Below are 26,953 nucleotides of genomic sequence, written 5' to 3' on the forward strand. Positions count from 1 at the left end.
TCAACTCGGCGCATCGCCGCGGCGGTTCAACCGTGCATGTTACCGCGCCGACGCGTCGAAAGAGCCGTATGTGCTTCCCATATCGCTCGGGCTTCGTCACCCCACATCGCCTCGCATGGCCCCGCCCCGCCCCTCACGGCGCTAAACTCGCGTTTCCAGACCCGGGCTCTCTCGCCGATGAACAAAGCACTCGAACTGAAGAAAGCCAAACGCACGCCGTTGCTGCTGCTCGCGGCCGCGGCCTGCGTCTTCGTCGCGACCGCGTTGATGCCGCGCGGCTTGTGGATCGACGGTATCAAGGCGGTGGCCGAGGCCGCGATGGTCGGCGCACTCGCGGACTGGTTCGCGGTCGCCGCGCTGTTCCGACGCGTGCCGATTCCGCTGGTGTCGGCGCATACGGCGATCATTCCGCGCAACAAGCACAAGATCGCCGACAACCTCGCCGTCTTCGTGCAGGACAAATTTCTCGACGTGCCGTCGCTGGTCGGTCTGATCAGGAAGCACGACCCGGCGCAGAGCATCGCGCGTTGGCTCGCCGAGCCCGCCAACAGCGCGCGCCTCGGCGATTACGTGGTGAAACTGACGAGCGGCATGCTCGATCTCACCGACGACGTGCGCATTCAGGTCTTCATCAAGGACGCGCTGCGCGACGTGCTTGCGAAGGTCGATCTCTCGCAGTCAATGGGCTCGATTCTCGACACGCTCACGAAGGACGGTCGTCACCAGGAGCTGCTCGACGCCGGCATCGAACAGGTCGTCGCGCTGCTGCGCGAACCGCAGGCGCGCGAGTTTATCGCGGAACGTATCGTCGATTGGGTGAAGAGCGAGTATCCGAAGATGGAGAAGATTCTGCCGTCCGCATGGCTCGGCGAAAAAGGCGCCGAGGCGCTGGCCAACGCGGTGAACCGCATGCTCGAACAGATCAGCGAGAACCCGACGCACGAACTGCGGCAGAAGTTCGACGGCGCCGCGCACAAGCTGATCGTCAAGCTCAAGAGCGACCCCGCGTTCCTGCAAAAAGGCGAGGAACTGAAGCGCTATCTCGTGGAAGGCGAAGCGCTCGCTTCGTATGTGAAGGACATGTGGGGCGAATTGCGCGCGTGGCTCAAGCGCGATCTGCATAGCAGCGACTCGGCGCTGCATGCGCGAGTCGTCGCGTCCGGTCAATGGGTGGGCCGCGAACTCGCGAACGATCCGGCGTTGCGCCAGTCGCTGAACGATCACCTCGAAGAAGCCGCGCGCGCGATGGCGCCCGAGTTCGCGCGATTCCTCACACGGCATATCAGCGATACCGTGAAAAACTGGAACGCGCCGGAGATGTCGCGGCAAATCGAGTTGAACATCGGCCGGGATCTGCAATACATCCGCATCAACGGAACGGTGGTCGGCGGCTTTATCGGTTTGCTGCTTTATGTGAGCACGCAACTGTTCGGCTTGCTGCGCGTGCACATCGGCTGAGCGCGCGATATAGCGTCGCGCGACGCAAAGCGCCTACAATCCGGGCATAAGGTTTGCTCTCCCGCATGGGCCGCACACGGCCTATGCCGCCGCCGCGTCCATCGCGCCGGACCAGAAGCGACCGCGCCACTCAATCGGACAGTGTGCTCATGAAAATATCGTTGCCGCCGCCTGGGCGGCCCAATCGCGTTTATCCGCCTGGCGCGCCAAGCCTGCACGGCCTTGCCTCGGTGATCACGGGCGTCGTGGTGGTATGCGCGCTTTACTTCGGCCGCGCGGTGCTGATCCCGATCACGCTCTCCGTGCTGCTCAGCTTTCTGCTCGCGCCGCTCGTGCAGATGCTGCGGCGTTTGCGCATGGGACAGTTGCCGTCCATCTTCATTGCGGTGCTGTTCGCGCTCGCCGCGCTGCTCGCTATCGGCGCGCTGATCGGCGCGCAGCTCGTGCAATTGGCCGGCGACTTGCCGCAGTATCAGGTGGCGATCGAGCAGAAGATCGAAACGGTTCAGGAGAAAACGATCGGCCGCGCCGATTCGCTGATGAGCCGCGCCGCGGCCACGCTGCAACGCGTCGCGCCCTCGAAGCCGCCGCCGCCGCGTCCCACCGGCCGCGCGGCGCGCAATGCGCCCGCGGTGCCTACGCCGGTCGAAGTGCACGAGCCGTCGCCCACGCCGATGCAGCTCGCGCAGCGCGCGTTGTCGCCGGCCATCGCGCCAATCGAAACGACCTTCATCGTGCTGGTGGTGACGATTTTTATTCTGCTGCAACGCGAGGATTTGCGTGACCGTTTGATCAGTCTGTTCGGCTCGCGCGACCTGCATCGCACGACGACCGCGATCAACGACGCCGCCGTGCGCCTGAGCCGCTACTTCGTCGCGCAACTCGGCGTGAACCTGAGCGCGGGCGGCGTGATTGCAATCGGTCTCGCGATCATCGGCGTGCCGGGCGCGCTGCTGTTCGGCGTGATCGCGGCGCTGCTGCGCTTCGTGCCGTATATCGGCATCTGGATCGCGGCGATTCTCGCGGTGTTTCTGGCCGCCGCGATTCAGCCGCAATGGACGATGGCGGTGTACACGCTGATACTGTTCATCGTCGTGGATGTGGTCGCCGGGCAGATCGCGGAGCCGCTGCTGTATGGGCACCGTTCGGGGCTCTCGCCGCTCGCGGTCGTGGTCGCGGCGATTTTCTGGAGCTGGCTATGGGGGCCGATCGGCCTCGTGCTGTCCACGCCGCTCACGCTCTGCGTGGTCACGCTCGGGCGTTACGCCGACCGTCTGAACTTTCTCACGGTGCTGCTCGGCGATCAGCCGGCGCTCACGCCCGCGCAGAACTTCTATCAGCGGCTGCTCGCCGACGATCCGCACGAGGCGATCGTGCAGGCCGAGCGTCTGTTGCGCGAAATGTCGCTGATCGACTACTACGACAAGGTCGCGCTCGAAGGGCTCAAGCTCGCGCGCAACGACGCGATGCGCGGCGTGTTGATGCCCGACCAGTTGGCGAGCGTCAACGAAGCGCTGGTCGACATCGTGGAAAACCTCGAGATCGCGGACGGTTTGCCCGACCGCCTCGCGCGTCCGGAACCGGGCGACGCGGCCGCGCTGCACGCGGCGTCATCGGCGGATCTGTCGGAGCGGCACGAGCAGACCCGCGAGCACTCGTCCGAACATCACGACGACGAAAAGACCGCCGTGCTATGCGTGCCGGGACGCGGCGCGTTCGACGAGGTCACGACCGCCATCGCCGTGCAACTGCTCGGGCGCGTCGGCTTCGCGCCGATCATGGCGACGCACTCGGGCTATCGCAGCGCGCGCGCCGACGAACCGAGCTATAAAAATGCGCCGATCATCTGCATCGTCACGCTCGACGCACCCGATTCGCCGCCGTATCTGCGCAACATGCTGCGGCGCACGCGCGAATGGCGGCCGCGCGCGACGCTCGTGGTCGGCGTGGGCGGCAGCGCGGAAAACGGGCACGACATCGGCATGGGCTCGACTGCCGCGGCGCACTCGGCGCCCACCTTCCGCGCGATGATCGAAGAATGCCAGGTCGCCGCGTGGGCGTTGCAGGCGGGCCGGCATTCGCATGTCGCCGGTGGGGCGGATTGATCGTGGTCGATCCAACCCCCGCACAAAAGCACCCCGCGCCTGTACCCAAAATGAGGACAGGCGCGCACAAGCTCTCCTCCATACTTCGCTCATCGCTTTTCATTTCGCGCCGCTTCTACTAGAACCGAACACGCCAGCGGCCGCGAATGCAGCGAACATCGAGGAGACCCGCATGAGCCGCAGCTTCAAACCCTATCCATTTTCGCCGCGCCGTTACGAGGGCGCGGTGCCTCCACTCGTCGACGGACGCGATCCCGTGCGACGGTCCGTTGCGATTGTCGGCGGCGGGCCGGTCGGCATGACGCTCGCGCTGGCGCTCGCCCGCCAGGGCGTGCGCTCCGTTCTGATCGAAGCCGACGACAGCGTATGCACGGGCAGCCGCGCCATTTGCATCTCGCGGCGCAGCCTCGAAATACTCAAGCGCCTGGGCGCCGTTGAAGGCTTCTTGCAAAAAGGTCTGCCGTGGACGGGCGGCCGCAGCTTCTATCGCGATACCGAGGTGTTCCGCTTTTCGATGCATCAGGACGACGAGCAATCGCTGCCGCCGATGATCAACATCGCGCAGTATCAGATCGAACAGTTCCTGCTCGACGAACTGGAGCGGCACGCGGACCTGATCGAGATTCGCTGGCAAACGCGTGTGACCGCAATCGGGCAACGCGCTGCGTCGGACGCTTCGCGCGGCGCCACGCTCGATCTGCAGACCGGCGACACCGCGTGGCAAATGGAAGCCGACTGGGTCGTCGCGTGCGATGGCGGACGCAGCACGATACGCGAGGCGCTCGGACTCAAACTGACCGGCACGACGTACGAAGGCCGCTACGTGATCGTCGATATCGAACTGCACAGCGATCGCGCGACCGAGCGGCTCGCCTATTTCGATCCGCCGTCGAATCCCGGCTCGACCGTTCTCGTGCACAAGCAGCCGGACAACGTGTGGCGCATCGACTACCAGCTACGCGACGACGAAGACCCGCAGGCGGCCGTCGAACCCGGCAACGTGATGCCGCGCGTGCAAAGCGTGCTGGACGCGATGGGCGAAACAGGCGAATGGTCGCCGATCTGGATCACCGTCTACAAGGCCAACGCGCTGACGCTCGAACGCTATCGCCACGGCTCGGTGCTGTTCGCGGGCGACGCCGCGCATCTGGTGCCGATCTTCGGCGTGCGCGGCGCGAACTCGGGTATCGACGACGCCGACAATCTCGGCTGGAAACTCGGCTGCGTGGTGAACGGCATCGCGTCGCCCGACCTGCTCGACAGCTATAGCGACGAGCGCGTGTTCGCCGCGCGCGAAAATTTGAGCTACGGCATGAAGAGCACCGAATTCATGGCGCCGCCGACCTTCGCGTTCGAGCTGATGAGAAGCGCCGTGTTGGGCCTCGCCGAACGTCATGCCGCCGTGCGTCCGCTGATCAATCCGCGGCAAACGCATCCGATTGCTTATGGGCAATCGCCGCTCAATCGCGTGGCGGCTGAAGCAACGGAGAACCCGTTCACCAATGGCGCGGCGCCAGGCAGTGTGCTGCCGGAGTGCCGCCTCAAGTCCATTCGCGATGGCAAGCTGCTCGACATGCACCTCACCGATCTGCTTGCGCCCTGCTTCACCGCGCTGCGCTTTTCCGCCGATGCATCGCAAGAGAGCGCGTGGCGGGACATGCAAGAGGACCTGGCGAGCCGCGCGATTCCGTTCAACGTAATCACCGTGGTTCATGCAAGCGACGAGGCCAACGCTAACGGCATAACCGCAATCGATCACACCGGCCGTCTGCATCAAATGCTCGATGCGGCAAAGGGCACCGTCTACCTGATCCGCCCCGACGGCCATGTGCTCGCGCGCTGGCGCGAAGGCAGCGCGGCCACCACGCAGCGCGCGCTGATGGCCGCACTGAACATCGAAAACAAGGAGAGCCAGTCATGACCGATAGCGATCTCGACCGCGTCTATACGGCGCTTTGTCATACGCTCACCGCCGAAGGCGAAGCCGATGCTCCGCTGTATCTCGCTCGCCTTGCGCTGCTGTGCATCACCGGACTCGACGACGCACAACGGGCTGTGTCCTTGATCGAAGCGGCGCGCTTGCCAAGGTCCGAAGCCGTCACGGCGACGGCTGTTTAGTTGGAATAGCCCTATAAAACAGGCATAAAAAAAGCCGCCGCGAGAAAAACACGCGGCGGCTTTCTGCTTTAACGGGGCATTGTGTTCAATATAGACCCAGCGTGCTGGCATGCAAGCGCGCGAGACCGAGCAGCGCATCCGTATAAGGCGTCTTCACGCCGGTCAATTGCCCGAGTTCGCGGACCGCGCTCACGAGTGCATCCAGTTCGACCGCCTTGCGCGCCTGCACGTCTTGCAGCATCGACGTTTTCATCGCGCCGAGTTTCAGCGTGACCGCGTGCCGGTCCTCGGGCGCCTGATCGATCGGGATGCCGAAACGCGCGCCGATTTCCTTCGCCTCGAGCATGATGCTCGTGACGAAGTTGCGCGCCAGTTCATCGCCGAGAATGCGGTCGGTGGTGGCGCCCGTGATCGCGCTGATCGGGTTCATCGTCATGTTGCCCCACAGCTTGTACCAGACGTCGCGCTGAATCTGCTCCGACACCGACGCATTGAAACCCGCCGCGGCCAGCGTCTCGGCGAGTGCCTTCACGCGTTCGCTCGGACGCCCGAGAGCCTCGCCGATAATCAGCCCATTGCCTTGATGATGCCGGATCACGCCCGGCGCCTCGACGAGGCAACTCGCGTGCACCACGCAGCCCACTGTTTGCGCGCTTGGAATCGCGGCGGCGATTGCGCCGTCGGGATCGATTGACTTGAGCCGCTTGCCCACGAAGTCGCCATGCAGACCGTCGCAGAACCACCACGGCACACCGTTCATTGCGGTCAGCACGACGGTTTGCGCGCCGAGCAGCGGCGCGATGTGCGCGGCCACCGAGGCCATTGCCGGCCCTTTGACCGCGACCACGACGAGATCCTGTACGCCGAGCGCGACAGGATCTTCCGCGGCTTGCACGTTGACTGTTTGCGTGCTGCCGCCTTCGATCATCCGCAAGCCCTGCTCGCGCAACGCGGCCCGCGTCGCGCCACGCGCCACCACGCCGACCTCGTGACCCGCCTGCGCGAGCTTCACGCCGATCCATCCGCCGATGGCGCCCGCGCCGTAAATCGCTACTTTCATCGCTTCATTCCTTGTAACTCGCATCGATGCGCTCGACGCGCCGCACGAGCGCATCGAACACGTCCTGTCCCGCGCCGTGACGGGGATCGAATTGCAACGCGTCGCGCGAGCAGCGAATCGCGACGTCTTCGGGAACCGGCCGCGCCTTGCCCATCGAAAACGTCGCCATCTGAATCTCGCAGGCGCGGTTGAGCGTCCATAGAACCGCGAAAGTTTGCGGCAACGTGCGGCCCCATGCAAGCAGCCCGTGATTGCGCAGAATCACCGCCTGCCTGTCGCCGATATGTTCGACGAGCCGCGGCCCCTCTTCCGCATGCACGGTGATGCCCTCGAAGTCGTGATACGCGATGCGGTCGTGCAATTGCGCGGTGTAGAAGTTGGTCTGCTGCAAACCGTCTTCGAGACACGCGACGGCGACGCCCGCCGTGGTATGCGTGTGCATCACGCAATGCGCGCCGGGCACGCCTTCGTGAATCGCCGCATGCACGACGAAACCAGCGGGATTCACCGGATAACGCGAGCCGTCGAGCACGCGCCCTTGCGCGTCGATCTTCACCAGATTGCTCGCCGTGACTTCGCTGTAGTGCAAGCCAAACGGATTGATGAGGAACTGGCGCTCGCCGCCGCTCACGCTCTCCGGCACACGCAACGTGATGTGGTTGTAGATCATCTCGGTCCAGCCGAGCATGTCGAAGATGCGGTAGCACGCGGCCAGTTGAACGCGTGCCTGCCATTCGTCCGCATGCATGCCGGCTTTTTGCGGCGCGCTTGCCGGTGGCATATCAAGTGTCGTCATCGACGTCTCCAGGGTTATCTGTTGGCTGTGCGCGTTGCGTGCTCGTTCGCGTTGGCTGCGCTGCCTGTCGCTATGCGCCCGCGACCACCGCGGCAATCGACGACGCCACGTACTCCGCGTTGCGCGCATTCAGGCCAGCGACGCACATGCGGCCCGAGCGCAGCACATACACCGCGTGTTCGCTGCGCAAGCGCTCGACCTGGCTCTCGCTCAGGCCCGTATAGGTAAACATGCCGCGCTGCGCGACGTAACGCGCGCGCATCACTTCATCGACACGGCCTGCGAGTCCCGCGTGAATCGTGCCGCGCATCGCGAGAATGCGCTCGCGCATGGTGGCGAGTTCCGCTTCCCACGAAGCGCGCAACGACGCATCGGACAGCACGTTCGCGACGAGACGCGCGCCATGCGTCGGCGGATTGCTGTAGTTCGCGCGCACCGTGGACATCAACTGGCCGAGCACGCGGCCCGCTTCGTCGGCGCTCTTGCAGACGACGCTCAATGCGCCGCAACGCTCGCCGTATAGCGAGAAATTCTTCGAAAACGAATTGGCTGCGATCAACGGTATGTCGGCTTCCGCGAGCATGCGCACGCAAGCGGCGTCTTCTTCGAGGCCCGCGCCGAAGCCCTGATAAGCCATATCGACGAACGCAATCAGCTTGCGACGCTGCAATACCGGCACGAGTTCAGCCCATTGCTCGTTGCTCAGATCGACGCCCGTCGGATTGTGGCAGCACGCATGCAGCAGCACGATACTGCGCTCGGGGAGCCGGCCGATCGTCTCGATCATATCGGCGAAACGCAGGCCGCCTGTCGCTTCGTCGTAATACGGATAGGTGTTGACGGTTAGGCCCGCGCCCTCGAACACGACGCGATGATTCTCCCAACTCGGGTCGCTGATCCAGATTTGCGAAGCCGGGAAATAGCGCCGCAGGAAATCGGCGCCGACCTTCAGCGCGCCGGAGCCGCCAATGGTTTGCAGTGTCGCGATGCGGCCCGCCGCGCGCGCTTCGCTGCTCGCGCCGAAAACCAGCGTCTGCGCGGCTTCGCGGTAGAGCGGCAAGCCTGCCATCGGCAGGTACGAACGCGGGCCGATTGCGTCGAGCAACGCGGTTTCGGCGCGGCGCACGGCGTCCATGACGGGCAGTTTGCCGGCGTCGTCGAAATAAATGCCGATGCTCAGATTGACCTTGTTCGGGCGCGGATCGAGCTGGAAGTCTTCGTTCAGGCTGAGAATCGGGTCGCCGGGATAGGCGGGAATATGGTCGAACATGGCATTTCCTTGAAGGGAGCCTGGCGTGGCGCACGCATACGTCCACAGAGGCGAGGCGGAAAGTCTAAGCGCCTTTGTGTGCTTCCGTCGATTGGGACAAGTGTCGATGAACGCGCGGCAATCTACAATCAACCGATTTTGCACGATTCGTAAGTTTTTCTTTAGAATCGCGTCATGGCACTTACTCGCGTCACCATCCGTCAATACGAGGCGTTTCTCGCCATTGTCGATCTTCACAGCATCGGCGCGGCGGCCGAACGGCTGGGACTGACTTCGTCCGCGGTGAGCCAATTGCTCGCGGAACTCGAAGCGGAACTCGGCTTTCGTCTTTTCGACAGGACCACGCGGCGCGTGAATCTCTCGAGCGCGGGTCAGGATTTCCTCGCATCGGCGGAATCGGTGCTGCGCCACGTGCGCGCCGCCGCGCAATCTGCCGACGATATTCGCAACCGCGCGGCCGGCATCGTGCGGATCGGCGCGCCGCTGGTGCTGGCGTCCACCGCGTTACCCGCGGCGATTGCCGACTACGCGCGCGACAAGCCCAAGGTCGTCGTGCGCATTTGCGATACCGTGGTGGAGCAACTGGTCGAGCGCGTGGAAAGCGCGGACGTCGATCTGGCAATCGGGCCGGACAGGCCAAGCGGTGCGCGTGTGCGCCGGGACGCGGCGTTCGCAAGTCCGTGGGTGATGTGGTGCGCGCCGTCGCATCCGCTCTCCGCGCGCAGACGTGTTCAATGGCAGCAGTTGCGCGACGTCCCTATCGTCGCGACCGGCCGCGATCACGAACGCGCGGTCGACCAGATGCTTGCCGATCTCCCCGTCGAGGCGCGCATCGTTCCCGCGGACGTGGTGGACAACGTGACCACCGCTATCGGTATTGCATCGCGCGGCCTCGCCGTGACGCTCGCGCCGGCTTACGTGGCGCCGCTCGCACGCACCTTCGGTCTGGTGATGAAGCGGATTGTCGAACCGGAGACGATCCGCGAGGTCTGTTTGTACCGCTCGACCGAACGCGCGTTGTCGCCGCCCGCAGCGGGCTTCGCGGATTTTTTGCTGCCGTGGCTCAAGCGCTGGGATCGTGAGACGCAGGCGGATACGCGGGTGAAGCGCGGGTGAAACGCGGTTGGGGCGTGGTTGAAGCGTGGTTTAAGCGGGAAATCAGCCGCGCTGCGGCGTCACGCATAGCGCAAACAGTTGCCGCTGCCCCGAAATACCGAGCCGCGCGTAAGCGCGCTTCTGATAAGTGACGACGCTCGCGGGCTTCACGCCCATTCGTTCCGCGATCTCAACGGCGCTCGCGCCTTCGAGCGTGCCGCGCAGCACGTCGAGTTCGCGCGGGGTGAGCGCCGGGCAGATTCGTCTGACGCGTGCGAGCATGGTTGCCGCCGGACTCTCTTCATGCTGCGTATGCAGCGCGTAATGCGTTTTTGCCGCCTGCGCGAAGAGTTGCGCGAGGCTTTCGACTCGCTGCAACTCGCTCGTCTCGAAGACGCCGTAAGCGCGATCGCGATACAGGTTGATCGACAGCCACACGCTTTCCATCGGTTGCACGAGCAACGATAGGCGATCCGACACATTGGGCTGCGCGTAACATGCCGCGCGATACGCTTCGTTCTCGATCTCGTCGCTTTGCTGCTGATGCAAGACGAGCGCGTCGCGCGAGTGCGGGTTATCGACAATCGCGCGGTTGCCGTCGAGTGCATAAAAATGCGCGGCATAGCGATTCGCGACGTCGCGGAGAAAGCGCCCGCCGCGGTGGTCGGCGGCGGAAATGGTGCGCGGCCGTGCGTCGAATTCATACGCAAATACGGTGCACTGCGAAACCGGCATGACGTCGCCGACCGTTCTCAGCATGCTGGCGGCGAGCGCGTCGGCGTCGCCGTGCGAAATCGACATGACCAGATCGGCCGCGCGCGCGGTGCTGATCTGTTCGTTTCGGTGAGGCGGGGAAATGCGCCAGGAACGCATGATGGCTTCGGGCTCGCGCGGCATGGATGGGGTGCGTCAAGCGTAGCACAGCGCGTCGCGGCGTGCGTCGGCAGCGGTGTTCATAGCGCATGCCGTCGCGGCAAAAGCACTGCGCGGTTCGTCGCGCGCAGTTCGTCGCGCGCAGTTCGTCCCGATCACCTCCCCGAAAACGACCCGCGTTGCAGCGTGACCATTCGCGGCAACTCGATCGTGAACACCGTGCCGCCGGTTTCATCCGATTTCACGTCGACCGTGCCGCCGTGCATCCGCGCGATTTCATGGACGATATGCAAGCCGAGACCCAGTCCCTCGCGCGAACGCGAGCCGTTGTTGTTCGGCCCGAACGCCTTGAAGAGATGCGGAAAAACCTCCGGTGGAATCACGCCGCGATTGGCCACTTTCAGACGCACGAAATCCGCCGCTTCGCCGTCCACCTCGACGCTCACGTCGCCTGCCGCGCCGTGGTGCAGCGCATTGCTGACGAGATTGGACACCGCCTGCCACACGAGATCCGTATCCCACGCGCCCGCCGTATTGCCGCGGCTCGTGAACAGGATGCGCTTGCCGTTCTCGCGCGAAGCGAATTCGTCGATCACCGACCGGCATAGCGTTGCCAGTTCGATCGAACGAGGCTGCAACGGCAGACGTCCGCCTTGCAGACGCGCGAGGTTAAGCAACTGATCGACCATCCGCGCCATGCGCAGCGAACTGTTTTTGACGCGCGCCGCGACCGTTGCCGATTGCTGGTCGGCTGCGGTTCGCATCAGATATTCCGCCGACGCAAGCACCGCGCCAAGCGGCGTGCGCAGATCGTGACTCAGCACGGCCATTAGCATCTCGTTGGCTTCCAGCATCTGACGCGTGGTGACGAGCTGCGCGGCAAGCTGGCGCTTTTGCTGTTCGAGCTGGACGAATACATCCACCTTCGATTGCAGAATGCGCGGATCGAACGGCTTGTAGAGAAAGTCCACAGCGCCCGCTTCGTAGCCGCGAAACGTGCGCGACGCATCCTGCGCGGTGGCGGTCAGGAAGATGATCGGCACATGCGACGTTCGAGGACTGCCGCGCATCAGCGCCGCCAGTTCGAAGCCGTTCATGCCGGGCATGTTGACGTCGAGAATCGCGAGCGCCACCTCGTGCTTGAGCAGCAGATCGAGCGCGGCCGTGCCCGAGTCGGCCACCAGCACGGCCACATCGGGACGCGTCAGCAACGCCTTGAGCGCGGTGATGTTGTGGGCGATGTCGTCGACGATAAGAATATTGACGGGTGAGTTCGACATGGCATCGGGTCAAAGAGAGGCCGGCCATGCTGCGAGCCGCCGGGCCATGGTTTCGGGAGAATAGATGTAGTCGGCCGCGCCGCGTTCAATCGCGGTGCGCGGCATCTCGGACGACATCGCGGTGGCCGGGTCCTGCACCCACGCGACGCCGCCCAACGCACGCACGCGCTGCAAGCCATTCACGCCGTCGTCGTTCGCACCGGAGAGCAGCAGCGCCAGCAAATGCTCGCGATACACGTCGGCCGCGGACTCGAACAGCACGTCGATGGAAGGCCGCGAGAAACGCACGGCCGCATCGGTTGAAAGCGCAACGGTCCGGTCCACTTCGACCAGCATGTGATAGCCGGGCGGCGCGACATGCACGCGGCCCGGCATGATCTGCTCGCCCGCGTCCGGTTCGATCACGGGCAACCCGCAACGGTGCGCCAACGCATGCACGAGATAGCTCGGCGGGTCGGGCGGCAGATGCATGACGATCATCACAGCGGGTGCAAAGCTCGCCGGCAGCGCGGCGAGCAGCAGGTTGATGACCTCCATGCCGCCTGCCGAACCGCCGATCACGACGAGTTCGCACGCGCGCGCATCTCGTGCGTCACGCACTGCGTCGACGTCAGGTTGAGTGATTGAGCGCGGCATCACGTTGGTCTCAGCGCTTCTGGTAAATACGCTCGCCTGGACGGAATTCGTCGAAGGCTTCGTAATGACGGGAAAACCGCAAGGTCTCCTTGCTGCCGAGGCCGAGAAAACCGCGCCGTACCAGCGCGTTTTCGAATAGCCCCAACGCGCGGTCCTGCAAGCCGCGATCGAAATAGATCAGCACGTTGCGGCATGAGACGAGGTGCGCTTCGAGAAAGACTTCGTCGGTGGACAGACTGTGGTCGGCGAACACCACGCGGCCTTTGAGCGAGCCGGCAAAACGCGCGCCGCTATACGCCGCGTGGTAGTAGTCCGACAGCGAGCGCGTGCCGCCCGCCGCGAGATAGTTCTGCGTGAAGCCCTGAATGCGGTCCAGCGCGTAAATGCCGGCTTCGGCGCGCGCGAGCGCGTCGGGGTTGATGTCGGTCGCATAGAACAGCGTGCGTTCGGTCAAGCCCTCTTCGTCGAAGAGAATCTTCAGCGACCATAACTCTTCTCCCGTGCTGCAGCCGGCTACCCACACCTTGATCGACGGATACGTGCGAAGACGCGGCAACACATGTTCACGCAGCGCGAGAAAATAGGCAGGATCGCGAAACATATCGCTGACCTGCACGGTGAGATACTGGAACAGCCGCGAAAACTGCTCGCCGTCGCGCATGATGCGGTCCTGCAATTGCGACAGCGTGCCGAGCCCGAACTCATCGAGTGCCTGCGACAGGCGGCGGCGCAGCGACGACATCGCGTAGTGGCGAAAATCGTGCTGGTACTTCAGGTAAATAGCCTCCAGCAGCAATTTCAGCTCGATGTCGAAATCGCTCATGCGTTGCCGTGCGTCGAATTCTGGGTGGCTCATTCGTTCTTTCCGTGTCGCTATGCTGATCCGTTTGCGGCTAGCGCTGGCGCAGCCATACGCGGCACAGCGCAACGAGCTTGTCCACGTCGATCGGCTTGGACACGTAGTCGTCCGCGCCGGCTTCGAGGCAACGCAGACGATCGTTCGCCATGGCCTTCGCCGTCAGCGCAATGATCGGCAGATGCGCGAAACGCGGATTGCGCCGTATCTCGCCCATCGCGGTCAAGCCGTCCATCTCGGGCATCATGATGTCCATCAGGATCAGGTCTGCTTCAGGGCCGTTTTCCAACGCTTCGAGTGCTTCGCGGCCATTGCGCGCGATTTGCAGCTTCGCGCCGAGCGGCTCGATCACATGCGAAAGCGCAAAGATATTCCGCACGTCGTCTTCGGCAAGCAGGATCGTGCGCCCTTCGAATGCATTGTCGCGCTGCCGCACCGTGCGCAGCATGCGCTGCTGCTCGGGCGCAAGCGACGACTCCACGCTGTGCAGGAACAGCGTGACTTCGTCGAGCAGGCGCTCGGGCGACTTCGCACCCTTGATGATGATGGATTTCGAGTAGCGGCGCAGACGGTGCTCTTCTTCGTCCGACAGCATGCGCCCCGTGTAGACGATCACCGGCAGCGCGGCATGCTCGGCGTTTGCCGCGAGGCGCTCCAGCAAATCGTAGCCGGTGCCGTCCGGCAGCGCGAGGTCGGTCACCACGCAGTCGAACGACGACTTCTCGAGACACTGCAGCGCCTCCGACAACGTTGCAACGGCAACGATCTCGGTGTTTTCGCTTTGCAGCAGCGCGCGGATGCTTTCTCGCATCGGCGCATCGTCTTCGATCACCAGTACGCGTTTCAGTTGCTGCTGCAAGCGCGCTTCGAGGCGGCGGATCGCGGCTTCCATCGTCGAGCGCGCGGTCGGCTTGAGCGTGTAGCCGATTGCGCCGAGATGCAGCGCCTTATCCGCGTGATCGGTCGCCGACACGATATGAATCGGAATATGACGCGTCAGCGGATCGTTCTTCAGCCATTCGAGCACGGTCAGTCCTGAACGGTCCGGCAAGCCCACGTCGAGCAGCACCGCGGCGGGGCGCATGTCGCGCACGAGCGCGAGGCCGCTTGCCGCGTTGCTCGCATGCACGAAGTCGAAGTCGAGTTCGTGCACGAGATCGCGCAGGATTTCAGCAAACGCGAGATCGTCTTCGATCGCGACGATCAGACGGCCCGTGCGCGTGCGGTTGTCGCGGTCGTCGGCGATGGAAGCGATGGACGCGATGGACGTAGAGCCGCCCTCCGGTGCGCTGCCCTGCGCGGCGCTGGCGCCTGCACCATTCGCCCCGTTCGCCGACATTGCCGGCATCAATCCGTTGGCGGGCGAGATCACCGCGGGCGCTGCGTCGCTCCATGCTGCACGCGCGAGCAGCGCGTCTTGCGTGTTGCCGTTCGACGCGGTCGCACTCGCGAGCGTTTGCACAGCCGAGCCCGCAAGCGCGCTTTCGTTGCCCGCAGCGAGCGCCGCGCGGCCATCGAGCGGCAGCCACAACGTGAACACGCTGCCCTTGCCCACTTCGCTTGCAACGGTGATGCGGCCGCCCAGCAAGCGCGCGAATTCACGCGAAATAGACAGACCGAGGCCGCTGCCGCCGTACTGCCGACTCGTCGATCCATCGGCCTGCTGGAACGCTTCGAAAATCATCTCGAGTTTGTCGGCGGGAATGCCGATGCCGGAATCGCGCACGTCGATACGCAGCATGTCGTCGTCCGCCGGCGCGACCGACAGCGCGACCTCGCCATGCGCCGTGAACTTGACCGCATTCGACAGCAGATTGCGCAGGATCTGCGTGACACGCTGGCCGTCGCTGACCATCGTATCCGGCACGCCCGGCAAGCGGTCGAATACGAGACTCAGGTGCTTCGCGCCCGCCAATGGCTTGAAGAGTTCTTCGAGCGATTGCAGCGTTGCGTCGATGGAAACTGTCTCCAGTTCGACGTTCACTTGCCCCGCCTCCACCTTCGAAAGATCGAGGATGTCGTTGATCAACACCAGCAAGTCGCTATTCGATGCGTGGATCGTTTCCGCGTAACGCACCTGCTCTTCGGTCAGATTACCGGTGCGGTTCTGTTGCAGCAGCTTGGCAAGAATCAGCGAACTGTTTAGCGGCGTGCGCAACTCATGCGACATGTTCGCGAGGAACTCGGACTTGTAGCGGCTCGACTGTTCGAGACGCTCCGCGTTTGCCGCAAGATCGTCCTGCGCGCGCAACAGGTCCGCTTTCTGCCGCTCGAGCCGGTTCGCGTATTCCTCGAGTTGCACGTTGGTCTGTTCGAGTTCCGCTTGTTGCGCTTCGAGACGCGTTTGCGATTCGAGCAGCGCGCGGCCGCGCTCTTCGAGGCCTTCATTCGACACGCGCAGTTCTTCCTGCTGAACCTGCAACTCTTCGTTCAACTGTTGCGTTTCGATTAGCGCATCCTGCAAGCGCTCCCGATAAAGCGCGGCCTCGATAAAGTCGCCCATGCTGTTGCTGACGACTTCGATAAACTCCTGGTCGCGCGGCGCGAGTGGCCGAATAAAGCCCAATTCGACCACGCCGTTGACCTCGCCCTCGCTCGCGACCGGCGCGATGATGAGATTCTTCGGCGTGCTTTTTCCCGTTGCCGAGACGACCTGTATGTAGTTCTCGGGCACCTCATGCAACACGACAATGCGACGCGAGAGCGCTGCCTCGCCGATCAGCGTGTCGGCTTCGCCCAGGTCGCGCGCGCTCGCCTGCTCGCTTTCGCGGCTAAAGCCGTAAGTTGCGATGCGGCGCAGCGTGCCTTGCCGCTTGTCGCGCACATAGAGCGCGCCGACCGCCGCATCCAGGTATTGCGCGAGGCAATCGAGCATCGCGCGGCCGACGAGTTGCGGCGTGGCCTGGCCCACTACTCGCTCGGCAAGCAGGCGCTGCCCCGAGCGCAACCACACCTGTTTTTCCAGTACTTCCGTCTGCTCCTCCTGCTGGCGCAAAGCCTTGTCGTAGATGCCGGCGAGGTTCAGCAGTTCACGGCGGCCCAGCCACGCAAGCAGACCGTTCACGCCAATGCTAAAGAGCAGGAAGACGCTCACCAGTATTCCAGTGACGCGCCGCGACGCTTCGCTGCGCTCCTGGCGCAGGCGCAATTCGACGGCGAGAAAGTCGTCGAACTCTTTACGTATCTCGTCGAATTCCATCTTGCCGCGACCGCTCGCCACAATACTCGCGACGTCGCGCATTCTGCGCCGTGCATCGATCATGTCTTCGGCGACGCGGTTCCAGCGTTCCTGAATCGCGGCGACCTGTTTGAGCTTTTCGACTTGCGGCGGGTTGTCGGCGACGAGTGCCTGCAATTCGTCCATTTGCGCCTTGAACTGCGGTCCGCCGTTTTCGTATTGCGCGAGAAAATGCTCGTCGCCGGTGATGAGAAAACCGCGCATCGACGATTCGCGGTCTACTGCGAGACGCAGCATCTGGTTCGCCTTGCCAATCACGCGCTCCGAATGCTCGGCCAGACTCGTGGTGGAAACAAGGTAAGCAATGAGCCCGACGAACACGGCTATCGTGATCAGTCCGACTAGCAAGGGCAACGCGATGTTGCGGCGAATGATGCCGCGAAAGTAGTGTTCGTCGACAGCCTGGGATGCGGTCATTTTTTCTATATTCAACAAGGCGGATCATTGCGATCCGGAATATTTTTCAGGGCTCCGGCGAGATTCATGCGTGGCTATGCAAACGCTTAATCATACAGGACGGGTCTCGTTTTTTGCGTGCGTGAGCGCGCTCTGACTTACTTCATGAAGAGCGCAAGAAGCACGCAACTTTGCTGGACCGGCCGCGGTCAATGATGCGAACAATGCCCGCTTATTCATTCATGCGTTCCTTCTCCTGGCTCAGCCGATGACCGATAAAGCCTTCGCTTCCAACCGCTTCCGTTTGCGCAGCGCGCTCGTTGCGGCGTTCGTGCTGCATGCGTCTTTCGCTACTGCTGCGCTTGCTGCTTCTACTGCCGACGTTGCCCACACGGTGAACGGCATCACGCGCGTCGCGCTGCACGTCGAGCCGCCGTCGCAGGCATCGCCGGTTGTGCCCGTGCCGCCTTCCGAGCAATATCCCGAGCTTTATCGCGACGTCCAGCTCGCTCACCTTTTTCCGGACAGCAAGACGTTCGCCGACATGGTGCCGCTCGCGCCCCCGGAGCAGATCGCCGCCGACTACGCGAGCACGCGGCAACAGCCCGGCTTCAATCTCGGCGACTTCGTGAAGCGCAATTTCACGCTGCCTGCAAGAGCGTCGAAAAGCTATGTGTCCAATCCGAACGAGGACGTGGTGAGCCACATCGATACGCTGTGGCCGGTATTGCGCCGCGAGCCGGACTCGACTGCAAGCCGCTGGTCGTCGCTGCTGCCGCTGCCCGATGCGTACATCGTGCCGGGCGACCGCTTCGACGAAATCTATTACTGGGACTCGTACTTCATCATGCTCGGTCTGGAGGCCAGCGGCCGGCATGCGTGGGTCGTCGACGAACTGAAAAATTTCGCAACCCTGATCAATCGCTACGGCCATATTCCAAACGGCAACCGCACTTACTATCTGAGCCGCTCGCAACCGCCTTTCTTCGCGCAGATGGTGCGGCTCGTGGCCGACAAGGACGGCGACGCTGTCTACGCCCAATACCTGCCCGATCTGCAACGTGAATACGCGTACTGGATGAACGGCAGCGAAGGCCTCGCCGCCGGCCATGCGAACCGCCATGTCGTGCGCCTCGCGGACGGCACGCTGCTCAACCGTTACTGGGACGAGCGCGCGGCGCCACGCGACGAGTCCTATCGCGAAGACGTCGCCACGTCGCAGCAAACGCCGCAACGCAACGCGGAGGACCTGTGGCGCAATCTGCGCGCGGGCGGCGAAACGGGCTGGGACTTCAGCTCGCGCTGGTTCGCCGACGGCAAGACGCTCGCTACCGTCGATGTCACGTCGCTCGTGCCCGTCGATCTCAATTGCCTGCTGGTCGATCTCGAACGCGCGCTTGCGAAGGCGTACCGCATGCGTGGCGACGTCACGCATGCCGAGAACATGGCACAGCGCGCGGCGAGCCGCGCCGACACCATTCGACGCGTGCTGTGGGACCCGCAATTGCAGGCGTTCGGCGACTACGACTTCGTGCATCGCACGCTCACGCACAGGCTGACCGCGGCCACGGTGTATCCGCTTTATGCGGGCGTCGCGAGCCGGCAGCAGGCGAAGGCCGTCGCAGCGACCGTGCAGCGCACGTTGCTGCGCCCCGGCGGCCTCTCTACTACACTGGTCGCGAGCGGCCAGCAATGGGATGCGCCAAACGGCTGGGCGCCGCTGCAATATCTCGCGGTGATCGGCCTGCGCCGTTACAGCGAACCCGCGCTCGCGCAAACCATCGCGACGCGCTGGATCAAGACCAACGTCTCTTACTTTCAGCACACTGGAAAACTCGTCGAAAAATACGATGTCGAAGCGGCCTCGCCCGGCGTGTCCGCGGGCGGCGGCGAATATCCGTTGCAGGATGGATTCGGCTGGACCAACGGCGTATTGCGCGCGTTGCTCGCGCTCTATCCGCAGGCGGTCGGCAGTTCGCGTCCGAGCGATATTGCAGCCGGTCCCGCAGGCGTATCGGAAGCGGCGGCGTCCGCCGCTGCAGCGTCGAAAAACACGCATCGGCTGCAAGCGGCGCCGCACGTGAATCCGTAACCGCGCTGGTTGCGTAACCAGTGCGGTTACGCTTCCTGTCGCTTGCACGTTTGTGCGTCACTCAGAACCGGTAGTTGATCGATATGTCCGCAACGCCATTGCCCTTGCGATGCGTGACCGGACTATTCCCCGCACTGCCGACGAGTTGCTGGAATGCGCCGTCGGCGGTAGCGAACCAGTGCTTGTCGAACAGCCACACAGCGCTGATACCGAAGCCCACCGACTTGAAGCCCGCGCTCGCGTGGTACTGCCGAAACTGCGAATGCGCCGCCTGTTGCTGATTCACGCCGAACCAGCTATTCATATAGGTCGAGTCCGCGAGCGTGACGTTCGGGCCGGCGAACCAGAAGAATTTCTTCGTGCTGCCGGGCATCGGCATATATGCGCCGAGATCGCCGATCCACCCATTCGATCCGCCGAAATAGCGGCGCACGTCCGCGCGCAAGACCAGCGGAAAGTCCTTGGATATGACGTATTCGCCGGACAGCTTGAGCCCCGGCGCGGCATTGATATTGCCCAGACCGTTCAGTTCCTGCGGATCGTCGTGTGCGCGGCGGCCCAGGTCGTAGACCGCTGCGAGGCTCGCGCGCCAGTTCGGGCCTTGCGCGAAGTTGACCCCGAAACCTTCGCCGCTCGATAAGAAGAACAGGTCTTTATAGCGCACGTCGATGCTCGGGCCGGCCATCAGGTGATAGCGGTCCGAGCCTTCGTAGCGCGGCTGAAACGACGCTGCAGCGCCAACGCGCAATTGCCAGTCGGGGATCGTCGGCTGCCACATCTTTTGCAGCGGAATGCCCACCGAGTACTGCCATTCGCCCAATGGCGAAGGCGTTTGCGCGAACGCCGTCCCCGGAAGAGCAGCAACGCCGCCGATGGCGACGGCTACCCCGCAAATTGCCGCGATGCCTGTTTGTTTATTGCGGACCTCGTTGATCCGCTTTCTACGGCTGTTCAACACCAATGCCTCCAATCTCGCGTATCGCGAAGAGGGTTACGTTTGCTCGCTCCAAGCCCAGCGCGTCGGGCGATGAACTCGGGCGACCGCCGCGTTGCTACTCGCGACATGTAAGTTTTTCAGCAACAGGATGCGTTGCACGGCAAAACCGGTTACTGCGCCAGGTCCCTCTACCGCAATGCACAAGGCTTACTGCTACGGTATTCGTCGGAACAGACAGAGCGAAAGTTTTGCCGACGGACCTGCTAGTGCAAGATGCGGGCCTACGACGTGGAGGCGCGCCTCCAGCCGCCTCTCTTCACCGCGAGAGAAGCCAATAAAAAAGCGCTGCACGGGGCAGCGCTTTTTTCTAAAGCCGATTCAAGGCTCATTAGGCCCATGACCGGACGACGCCGCGCGCCTCATTGCGCGGCCTGAACAAGCACGGGTTTGTCACTGTACAGATTGGGGAACAGGCGCTTCAAACTGGCCACTTTCGGCAAATCGTAAAGCGCAATGTACCCCGAGTTCGGATGTTGCGTCAGGTAGTTCTGGTGATAGAACTCGGCTGGATAAAAGCCCTTGAACGGTTCCACCTTTGTCACGATGGGTGCCGTGAATGTGTGCGCTTTCTCGAGTTGCGCGATATAGCTCTGCGCGACTCGCCGCTGCGTATCGTTCAATGGGAACACCGCCGACCGGTATTGCGTGCCGCTGTCCGGGCCCTGGCGATTCAATTGCGTCGGGTCGTGAATCACCGAGAAGTACACCTGCAATAACTGGCCGTAGGTGACTTGCGCGGGATCGAACGCGACTTGCACCGATTCAGCGTGGCCGGTCGCGCCGCCGCTCACCGTTTCGTAATGCGCCGTGTCGCGCTGGCCGCCCGAATAGCCGGACACCGCCTGCTTCACGCCGCGCACGTGCTGAAATACGCCCTGCACGCCCCAGAAGCAGCCGCCCGCGAAGACCGCGGTTTCTTCATGCGCCGACGCGGCGGAGACGGGCTCGTCAAGCGCAGGCGGCGCGATCGGCACCGCGTTTTCCGATGAAAACGCCATGCGTTGCGCGAGCAGCAGTGCGAGCGCGCCGAAGCCGATGCCAACGGAAATTCTTGCCACGCGCGAGCGGGAGCGCTTGGTGTCGATACGTTTGTCGATGTTCATGATGTCTGTCCTGTCTGTCCTCATTGCACCTGCATAACGGCGATACCTTTCGGTTCACGCGCGGTTCACGCGGCCCGGCGCGTTTCGCGTGGCTCGAATGGCCCCGAGTATTAGTCGCGCGAGCGCCGCATTAATGACAACCTCCAATAGCATGCGCGTGTTTTTCGCTTCACGCCGGCGAACGCGAACCGTTACAGAAGACGTCAAAGCGGAAAACGGGTGGTCGACAGAATCTCCTTGAGCACCATGAACGAGCGGATCTGCCGCACGCCGGGCAAATAGAGCAACTGCTCGGCATGCAGGCGATTGAAGCTGTCGCTGTCGCGCGTGCGGATGGTCATGAAGTAATCGAATTCGCCGGTCACGACATGGCACTCCATGCAGCCCGGCACTTTCTGCGCGGCCTTTTCGAAGTTCGCAAACGATTCGGGCGTGGAGCGATCGAGCACCACGCCGATGATCACGAGCATGCCCGCGCCCGCGGACTTCGGGTCGATCAACGCAACCACGCCGCGAATCAGGCCAGATTCCTTTAGACGTTCGACGCGCCGCAAGCAGGCCGGCGCGCTCAGCTTTACTTTTGCCGCCAGCGCGACGTTCGAGATGGACGCATCCGTTTGCAACTGGCGCAGGATTGCCCGGTCGATGCGGTCAAGCGATTGCAGAGAGTCGCTGGGGGCATTGCCGGCGGCGGGCGCCGCTGAAGCAGCGCGAACTTTCGTTTTGTTCATTGGCTCCACGGCGAAATAAAATTAAACGCAAACAGCGTTGTCGATCTCGAAGTTACGCCCGAAGCATTTTCTTCGCAAGCTCATTTCCCGGCATTTTTCCTACCATGTGCTGAACGCGGCAACCGCTTGCCCGCGCCCGACCCATCGATCACGGAGATGCCATGAACCTGCAACGCTTCCCCCGCTACCCGCTCACTTTCGGGCCGACGCCCATCCAGCCGCTCAAGCGCCTGAGCGATCATCTGGGCGGCAAAGTGCATCTCTATGCGAAGCGCGAGGATTGCAACAGCGGCTTTGCGTTTGGCGGCAACAAGACGCGCAAGCTCGAATACCTGATTCCCGAGGCGCTCGCGCAGGGCTGCGACACGCTCGTGTCAATTGGCGGCATTCAGTCGAATCAGACACGCCAGGTCGCCGCCGTTGCCGCGCATCTCGGCATGAAGTGCGTGCTGGTGCAAGAGAACTGGGTCAACTATTCGGATGCGGTGTACGACCGTGTCGGCAATATCCAGATGTCGCGCATACTCGGCGCCGACGTGCGTCTCGTGCCGGACGGCTTCGACATAGGCTTTCGCAAAAGCTGGGAAGATGCGCTGGAAAGCGTGCGCGCCGCCGGTGGCAAGCCGTATGCGATTCCGGCCGGCTGCTCGGACCATCCGCTCGGTGGCCTCGGCTTTGTCGGCTTCGCGGAAGAAGTCCGTCAGCAGGAAGTGGAACTAGGTTTTCGGTTCGACTATATCGTGGTGTGCTCGGTGACGGGCAGCACGCAGGCCGGCATGGTGGTGGGCTTCGCCGCCGACGGCCGCGCCGAGCGCGTCATCGGTATCGACGCATCGGCCAAGCCCGCGCAGACGCGCGAGCAGATCACGAGAATCGCTCGTCAAACAGCGGAGAAAGTGGGCCTCGCGCGTGACATCACCGCTCAGGACGTGGTGCTCGACGAGCGCTTCGGCGGCCCGGAATATGGCTTGCCGAACGCCGGCACGCTGGAGGCAATCCGTTTGTGCGCGCGCCTTGAAGGTGTGCTGACCGATCCTGTGTATGAGGGCAAGTCGATGCACGGCATGATCGACATGGTGCGCAACGGCGAGTTTCCGGAAGGCTCGCGCGTGCTGTATGCGCACCTTGGCGGCGTGCCCGCATTGAACGGCTACAGCTTTATTTTCCGCGACGGCTGAATGACGCCTGAGTGTCGATTGAATGTTGAGTAATGCGGCGCCTGGCGTTCACGCCGTCAGGCGCTTCTTCAAATGCTTGCGCAGAAAGTCGACGAAAGCACGAATCGTCAACGAACTCTGCCGATGTTGCGGATAGACCGCATACACGCCCGTCGGGCTCGGCAGAAATTCGTCGAGCACGGTGACGAGCTCGCCGCTTCGCAATGCGTCGGCGACAATGAAATCAGGAAGCCGAACTATTCCGAGGCCGGCCACGGCCGCATCGCGAATCAGATCGCCGTTGTTCGCGCGCAGCGGCCCCTGCACTTCGAAGCTTTTCAACGCGCCATGCACGGCGAACTCCCACGCCACGACACCGCCGTGCCCGTAAAGCAGGCATGAATGGCGCGCGAGGTCGGCGGGCGCGGCCGGTGTCCCGCGACGGCGCAGATAGCGCGGACTGCAACACGCGACGAGATTCACGTCGAATAATTTCTGCGCAATCAGCGTCGAGTCCGGCAACACGCCGATCCGCACCGCCATGTCGAAGCCCTCGCCGACCACATCGACGGTACGGTCGCTCAACTCCATATCGAAACGCACGTCGCGATGCTCGCGCAGAAAGTCGGCGACGAGCGGCGACAAATGCATCATGCCGAACGACATCGGCGCACTCACCCGCAGCAGACCACGCGGCCCCGCGCGCCGCAGCGACATGGCCTGCTCCGCGTCCTCGACCTCGCCGAGAATGCGTTTGGCCCGCCCATAAAATTCCTGGCCCAACTCGGTGACGGCCAGTTTGCGCGTGTTGCGCACGAGCAGCGGCACGCCGAGCGCTTCTTCGAGCGCCATTACGCGGCGGCTGACAAACTGCTTCGACAGGGACAGGCGTTTCGCAGCGGCGGTGAAGTTATGCGCGTCGACAGTCGCGACGAAAATCCGCATGTCATCCAGTTGCATGGCTATTGTCCACTAGAACGAGACGGTGTTTCCGATCAACGGCCGATTATAGCCTCAAGAGTTGACCTACACTCCTGTTCATGGATCGCGGACAACACATCAGTCCCGATCGCCCGCAACGAAAGTTGCATGGACGACGATCACGACGCCAAAGCGTCGGCTCACAGGAGAAAGAGATGCTTGAAATCAGACACGCCAATCAACGCGGCCGCGCGGAGCACGGCTGGCTCAGTTCGCGTCACACCTTTTCGTTCGCGCACTATCACGATCCGAAGCAAAACGGCTTCTCCGACCTGCTCGTGATCAACGACGACCGCGTCGCGCCGGCCCAGGGTTTCGGCAAGCACCCGCATCGCGATATGGAGATTTTCTCGTACGTGCTCGAAGGCGCGCTCGAACATAAGGACACGATGGGCACCGGTTCGGTGATCGTGCCCGGCGACATCCAGTTGATGAGCGCGGGAACCGGCGTGGCGCACAGCGAATACAACCATTCGAAGACGGACCCGGTCCACTTTCTGCAAATCTGGATCGCACCGGCGCAAAAGGGCACCGCGCCGCGCTATCAGCAACAGCATTTCAGCGAGGACGACAAGCGCGGCGTGCTGCGCCTCGTTATGTCACCGGACGGTGCGGACGGTTCGCTGGTGTTGCAACAGGACGCTCGCGTGTATGCCGGCCTGTTCAACGGCGACGAAACGGCGCGGCTCGAACTCGCGAGCAACCGCTACGCCTATGTGCACGTCGCGCGCGGCAGCGTGACGGTGAACGGCGTGGAACTCGGCGAAGGCGACGGCGTGCGCGTGCGCGGCGAGGAAGCGTTGAGCTTCACGCAAGGCCGCGACGCCGAAGTGCTGGTATTCGATCTGCGCGACATCGAGACGTCGGCGTTGTGGGCATAAGCGGTCTGACGCGCGATACTCGCTTGCGTCGCTGAGAGCCGCCCGGTTTGCGCCGGGCGGCTTTTTTGCGCCTGTTTTTCCGCGTGTTTTTACATGTTCAGCGCAGATGCAATAAAAACGGCGGCCCGCGGGCCGCCGTCATTCGCTACTTACTTGCCAGGCGCGATTATCAAACCGTCGCTTCGGCTTCTACCTCGCTAACCGCTTCCGTTTCCTCGCTGTTGCGGATCAGATGATCGAACGCGCTGAGCGATGCCTTCGCGCCCTCACCGACCGCAATCACGATCTGTTTGAACGGCACCGTGGTCACGTCGCCGGCTGCGAACACGCCCGGCACCGACGTCGCGCCGCGTGCATCGACGACGATCTCGCCGTGCTTCGACAACTCGACCGTGCCCTTCAGCCATTCGGTGTTCGGCACGAGACCGATCTGCACGAACACGCCTTCCAGCTCAACCTTCTTCACTTCGCCCGAACGCAGATCCTTGTAGACGAGACCGTTGACCTTCTTGCCGTCGCCGGTGATTTCGGTAGTCTGCGCCTGCGTGACGATCGTCACGTTGGCGAGGCTGCGCAGCTTGCGTTGCAGCACTTCGTCGGCACGCAACGTAGCGCCGAATTCGAACAGCGTCACTTCGCGCACGATGCCCGCGAGGTCGATGGCCGCTTCCACGCCCGAGTTGCCGCCGCCGATCACTGCGACACGCTTGCCCTTGAAGAGCGGGCCATCGCAGTGCGGGCAGTACGCGACGCCGTGATTGCGGTACTCGCGCTCGCCCGGCACGTTGATTTCGCGCCAGCGCGCGCCCGTCGCGAGAATGATCGTTCTGGCCTTCAGCACCGCGCCATTCGCGAGACGCACTTCGTTGATGCGGCCGGGAATCAGCGCCTCGGCGCGCTGCACGTCCATGATGTCGACTTCATACGTCTTGACGTGCTGCTCGAGCGCGGTGGCGAACTTCGGTCCTTCGGTCTCGGTGACGGACACGAAGTTTTCAATCGCGAGCGTATCGAGCACCTGGCCGCCGAAGCGTTCCGCGACGACGCCCGTCGCGATGCCCTTACGCGCCGAATAGATCGCCGCGGCCGCGCCAGCCGGCCCGCCGCCGACGATCAGCGTGTCGAACACCGGCTTGTTTTCCAGTTCCTTCGCTGCACGCGCGCCGGCATTCGTGTCGAGCTTCGCGAGGATTTCCTTCACGCCGCTGCGGCCCTGGCCGAACACTTCGCCGTTCAGGAACATGGTCGGCACAGCCATGATCTGGCGTGCTTCGACTTCGTTCTGGAACAGCGCGCCGTCGATCGCGACGTGGCGAATGCGCGGGTTGATCAACGCCATCACGTTCAGCGCCTGCACGACTTCCGGGCAGTTCTGGCATGACAGCGAGAAATACGTTTCGAATTGATAGTCGCCGTCGAGACTGCGGATCTGTTCGATCACCGCGTCGTCGAGTTTGACCGGATGGCCGCCGACCTGCAGCAACGCAAGCACGAGCGACGTGAATTCATGCCCCATCGGAATGCCCGCGAAACGGATGCCGATGTCCTTGCCCGGCTCGCCGATCGAGAACGACGGCTTGCGTTCGCTGTCGCCGCGGCGTTCGATGACGGTAACGCGTTCCGACAACGTCGCGATATCGTTCAGCAATGCCAGCAGCTCTTGCGATTTCGCGCTGTCGTCGAGCGACGCGACGATCTCGATAGGGTTACTAACCTTTTCGAGGTACGTTTTCAACTGAGTCTTGAGATTGGCATCAAGCATGGCTATTCGATTCCGTGACGATGGGTGTTGGATTCCCGGCGCCGCACGCATTCGTGTAAAACGCGTGC

General features: G+C 63.1%; 21 protein-coding genes. 8 read left to right on the forward strand and 13 right to left on the reverse strand.

What is annotated here, in order from left to right; translation table 11 throughout:
* Window positions 1-177 precede the first annotated feature (177 nt).
* From AB6809_RS21910 to AB6809_RS21925, 4 genes are all read left to right on the forward strand, one after another.
* Window positions 178-1,458: a DUF445 domain-containing protein gene (locus tag AB6809_RS21910; protein WP_029970553.1), complete on the forward strand. Its 1,281-nt coding sequence runs from the start codon at window positions 178-180 to the stop codon at window positions 1,456-1,458.
* Between the two features lie 149 nt (window positions 1,459-1,607).
* The gene (locus tag AB6809_RS21915; RefSeq protein ID WP_029970552.1) at window positions 1,608-3,563 is read left to right on the forward strand and encodes an AI-2E family transporter; all 1,956 of its coding nucleotides are present in this window, start codon (window positions 1,608-1,610) and stop codon (window positions 3,561-3,563) included.
* 172 nt (window positions 3,564-3,735) lie between these two features.
* Complete coding sequence (locus AB6809_RS21920) at window positions 3,736-5,484, forward strand: FAD-dependent oxidoreductase (protein ID WP_371027148.1); 1,749 nt, start codon at window positions 3,736-3,738, stop codon at window positions 5,482-5,484.
* Window positions 5,481-5,681 carry a hypothetical protein gene (locus tag AB6809_RS21925; protein ID WP_029970550.1) on the forward strand — a complete coding sequence of 67 codons (201 nt, stop codon included), beginning with the start codon at window positions 5,481-5,483 and terminating at the stop codon, window positions 5,679-5,681. The genes AB6809_RS21920 and AB6809_RS21925 overlap by 4 nt, the downstream gene beginning before the upstream one ends.
* Window positions 5,682-5,766: 85 nt before the next feature.
* Here the strand turns inward: AB6809_RS21925 and AB6809_RS21930 are convergent, their stop codons facing one another.
* The 3 genes from AB6809_RS21930 to AB6809_RS21940 form a co-directional block, all read right to left on the reverse strand.
* Entirely contained in the window at window positions 5,767-6,741 is a 975-nt protein-coding gene (locus AB6809_RS21930; RefSeq protein ID WP_107709856.1) for a 2-dehydropantoate 2-reductase, read from the reverse strand.
* A gap of 4 nt (window positions 6,742-6,745) precedes the next feature.
* The gene (locus AB6809_RS21935) at window positions 6,746-7,537 is read right to left on the reverse strand and encodes a class II aldolase/adducin family protein (RefSeq protein WP_053859161.1); all 792 of its coding nucleotides are present in this window, start codon (window positions 7,535-7,537) and stop codon (window positions 6,746-6,748) included.
* A 70-nt stretch (window positions 7,538-7,607) separates the two neighbouring features.
* Window positions 7,608-8,807: an aromatic amino acid transaminase gene (locus AB6809_RS21940; RefSeq protein ID WP_371027149.1), complete on the reverse strand. Its 1,200-nt coding sequence runs from the start codon at window positions 8,805-8,807 to the stop codon at window positions 7,608-7,610.
* Window positions 8,808-8,981: 174 nt separating this feature from the next.
* On the opposite strand from AB6809_RS21940, the gene AB6809_RS21945 reads away from it, so the two are divergent.
* Window positions 8,982-9,923: a LysR family transcriptional regulator gene (locus AB6809_RS21945; RefSeq protein ID WP_371027150.1), complete on the forward strand. Its 942-nt coding sequence runs from the start codon at window positions 8,982-8,984 to the stop codon at window positions 9,921-9,923.
* A gap of 42 nt (window positions 9,924-9,965) precedes the next feature.
* On the opposite strand, the gene AB6809_RS21950 is transcribed toward AB6809_RS21945, so the two are convergent.
* From AB6809_RS21950 to AB6809_RS21970, 5 genes are all read right to left on the reverse strand, one after another.
* Window positions 9,966-10,775 (reverse strand): helix-turn-helix transcriptional regulator, encoded by an 810-nt coding sequence (locus AB6809_RS21950; protein ID WP_371027151.1) that lies wholly within the window; start codon window positions 10,773-10,775, stop codon window positions 9,966-9,968.
* A 155-nt stretch (window positions 10,776-10,930) separates the two neighbouring features.
* Window positions 10,931-12,055 (reverse strand): response regulator, encoded by a 1,125-nt coding sequence (locus AB6809_RS21955; protein WP_371027152.1) that lies wholly within the window; start codon window positions 12,053-12,055, stop codon window positions 10,931-10,933.
* 9 nt (window positions 12,056-12,064) lie between these two features.
* Window positions 12,065-12,691: a chemotaxis protein CheB gene (locus tag AB6809_RS21960; protein ID WP_029970542.1), complete on the reverse strand. Its 627-nt coding sequence runs from the start codon at window positions 12,689-12,691 to the stop codon at window positions 12,065-12,067.
* A 10-nt stretch (window positions 12,692-12,701) separates the two neighbouring features.
* Complete coding sequence (locus AB6809_RS21965) at window positions 12,702-13,547, reverse strand: CheR family methyltransferase (protein ID WP_029970541.1); 846 nt, start codon at window positions 13,545-13,547, stop codon at window positions 12,702-12,704.
* 37 nt (window positions 13,548-13,584) lie between these two features.
* The gene (locus tag AB6809_RS21970; RefSeq protein ID WP_371027153.1) at window positions 13,585-17,202 is read right to left on the reverse strand and encodes a response regulator; all 3,618 of its coding nucleotides are present in this window, start codon (window positions 17,200-17,202) and stop codon (window positions 13,585-13,587) included.
* A 247-nt stretch (window positions 17,203-17,449) separates the two neighbouring features.
* On the opposite strand from AB6809_RS21970, the gene treF reads away from it, so the two are divergent.
* On the forward strand, window positions 17,450-19,273 hold the full coding sequence (treF, locus tag AB6809_RS21975; RefSeq protein WP_371027154.1) for an alpha,alpha-trehalase TreF: 1,824 nt from the start codon (window positions 17,450-17,452) through the stop codon (window positions 19,271-19,273).
* A 61-nt stretch (window positions 19,274-19,334) separates the two neighbouring features.
* Here the strand turns inward: treF and AB6809_RS21980 are convergent, their stop codons facing one another.
* The 3 genes from AB6809_RS21980 to AB6809_RS21990 all read right to left on the reverse strand — a co-directional run bounded on the left by AB6809_RS21980 (window position 19,335) and on the right by AB6809_RS21990 (window position 22,104).
* The gene (locus AB6809_RS21980; protein WP_029970538.1) at window positions 19,335-20,231 is read right to left on the reverse strand and encodes a MipA/OmpV family protein; all 897 of its coding nucleotides are present in this window, start codon (window positions 20,229-20,231) and stop codon (window positions 19,335-19,337) included.
* 398 nt (window positions 20,232-20,629) lie between these two features.
* Window positions 20,630-21,373 (reverse strand): peptide-methionine (S)-S-oxide reductase MsrA, encoded by a 744-nt coding sequence (gene msrA / locus AB6809_RS21985; RefSeq protein ID WP_371027156.1) that lies wholly within the window; start codon window positions 21,371-21,373, stop codon window positions 20,630-20,632.
* Between the two features lie 203 nt (window positions 21,374-21,576).
* Window positions 21,577-22,104 (reverse strand): Lrp/AsnC family transcriptional regulator, encoded by a 528-nt coding sequence (locus AB6809_RS21990; protein WP_006046989.1) that lies wholly within the window; start codon window positions 22,102-22,104, stop codon window positions 21,577-21,579.
* 161 nt (window positions 22,105-22,265) lie between these two features.
* On the opposite strand from AB6809_RS21990, the gene AB6809_RS21995 reads away from it, so the two are divergent.
* Complete coding sequence (locus AB6809_RS21995; RefSeq protein ID WP_371027157.1) at window positions 22,266-23,282, forward strand: 1-aminocyclopropane-1-carboxylate deaminase; 1,017 nt, start codon at window positions 22,266-22,268, stop codon at window positions 23,280-23,282.
* A 48-nt stretch (window positions 23,283-23,330) separates the two neighbouring features.
* Here the strand turns inward: AB6809_RS21995 and AB6809_RS22000 are convergent, their stop codons facing one another.
* Entirely contained in the window at window positions 23,331-24,221 is an 891-nt protein-coding gene (locus tag AB6809_RS22000; RefSeq protein WP_371027158.1) for a LysR family transcriptional regulator, read from the reverse strand.
* Between the two features lie 176 nt (window positions 24,222-24,397).
* Here AB6809_RS22000 and AB6809_RS22005 point away from each other — a divergent pair, with 176 nt between their 5' ends.
* Window positions 24,398-25,123 (forward strand): pirin family protein, encoded by a 726-nt coding sequence (locus AB6809_RS22005; protein WP_029970532.1) that lies wholly within the window; start codon window positions 24,398-24,400, stop codon window positions 25,121-25,123.
* Between the two features lie 169 nt (window positions 25,124-25,292).
* Here the strand turns inward: AB6809_RS22005 and ahpF are convergent, their stop codons facing one another.
* On the reverse strand, window positions 25,293-26,885 hold the full coding sequence (ahpF, locus tag AB6809_RS22010) for an alkyl hydroperoxide reductase subunit F (RefSeq protein WP_053859170.1): 1,593 nt from the start codon (window positions 26,883-26,885) through the stop codon (window positions 25,293-25,295).
* Between the last annotated feature and the right edge of the window lie 68 nt (window positions 26,886-26,953).

Origin of the sequence: Paraburkholderia sp. RCC_158 (genome assembly GCF_041355255.1) — a bacterium.
Classification (GTDB): domain Bacteria; phylum Pseudomonadota; class Gammaproteobacteria; order Burkholderiales; family Burkholderiaceae; genus Paraburkholderia; species Paraburkholderia graminis.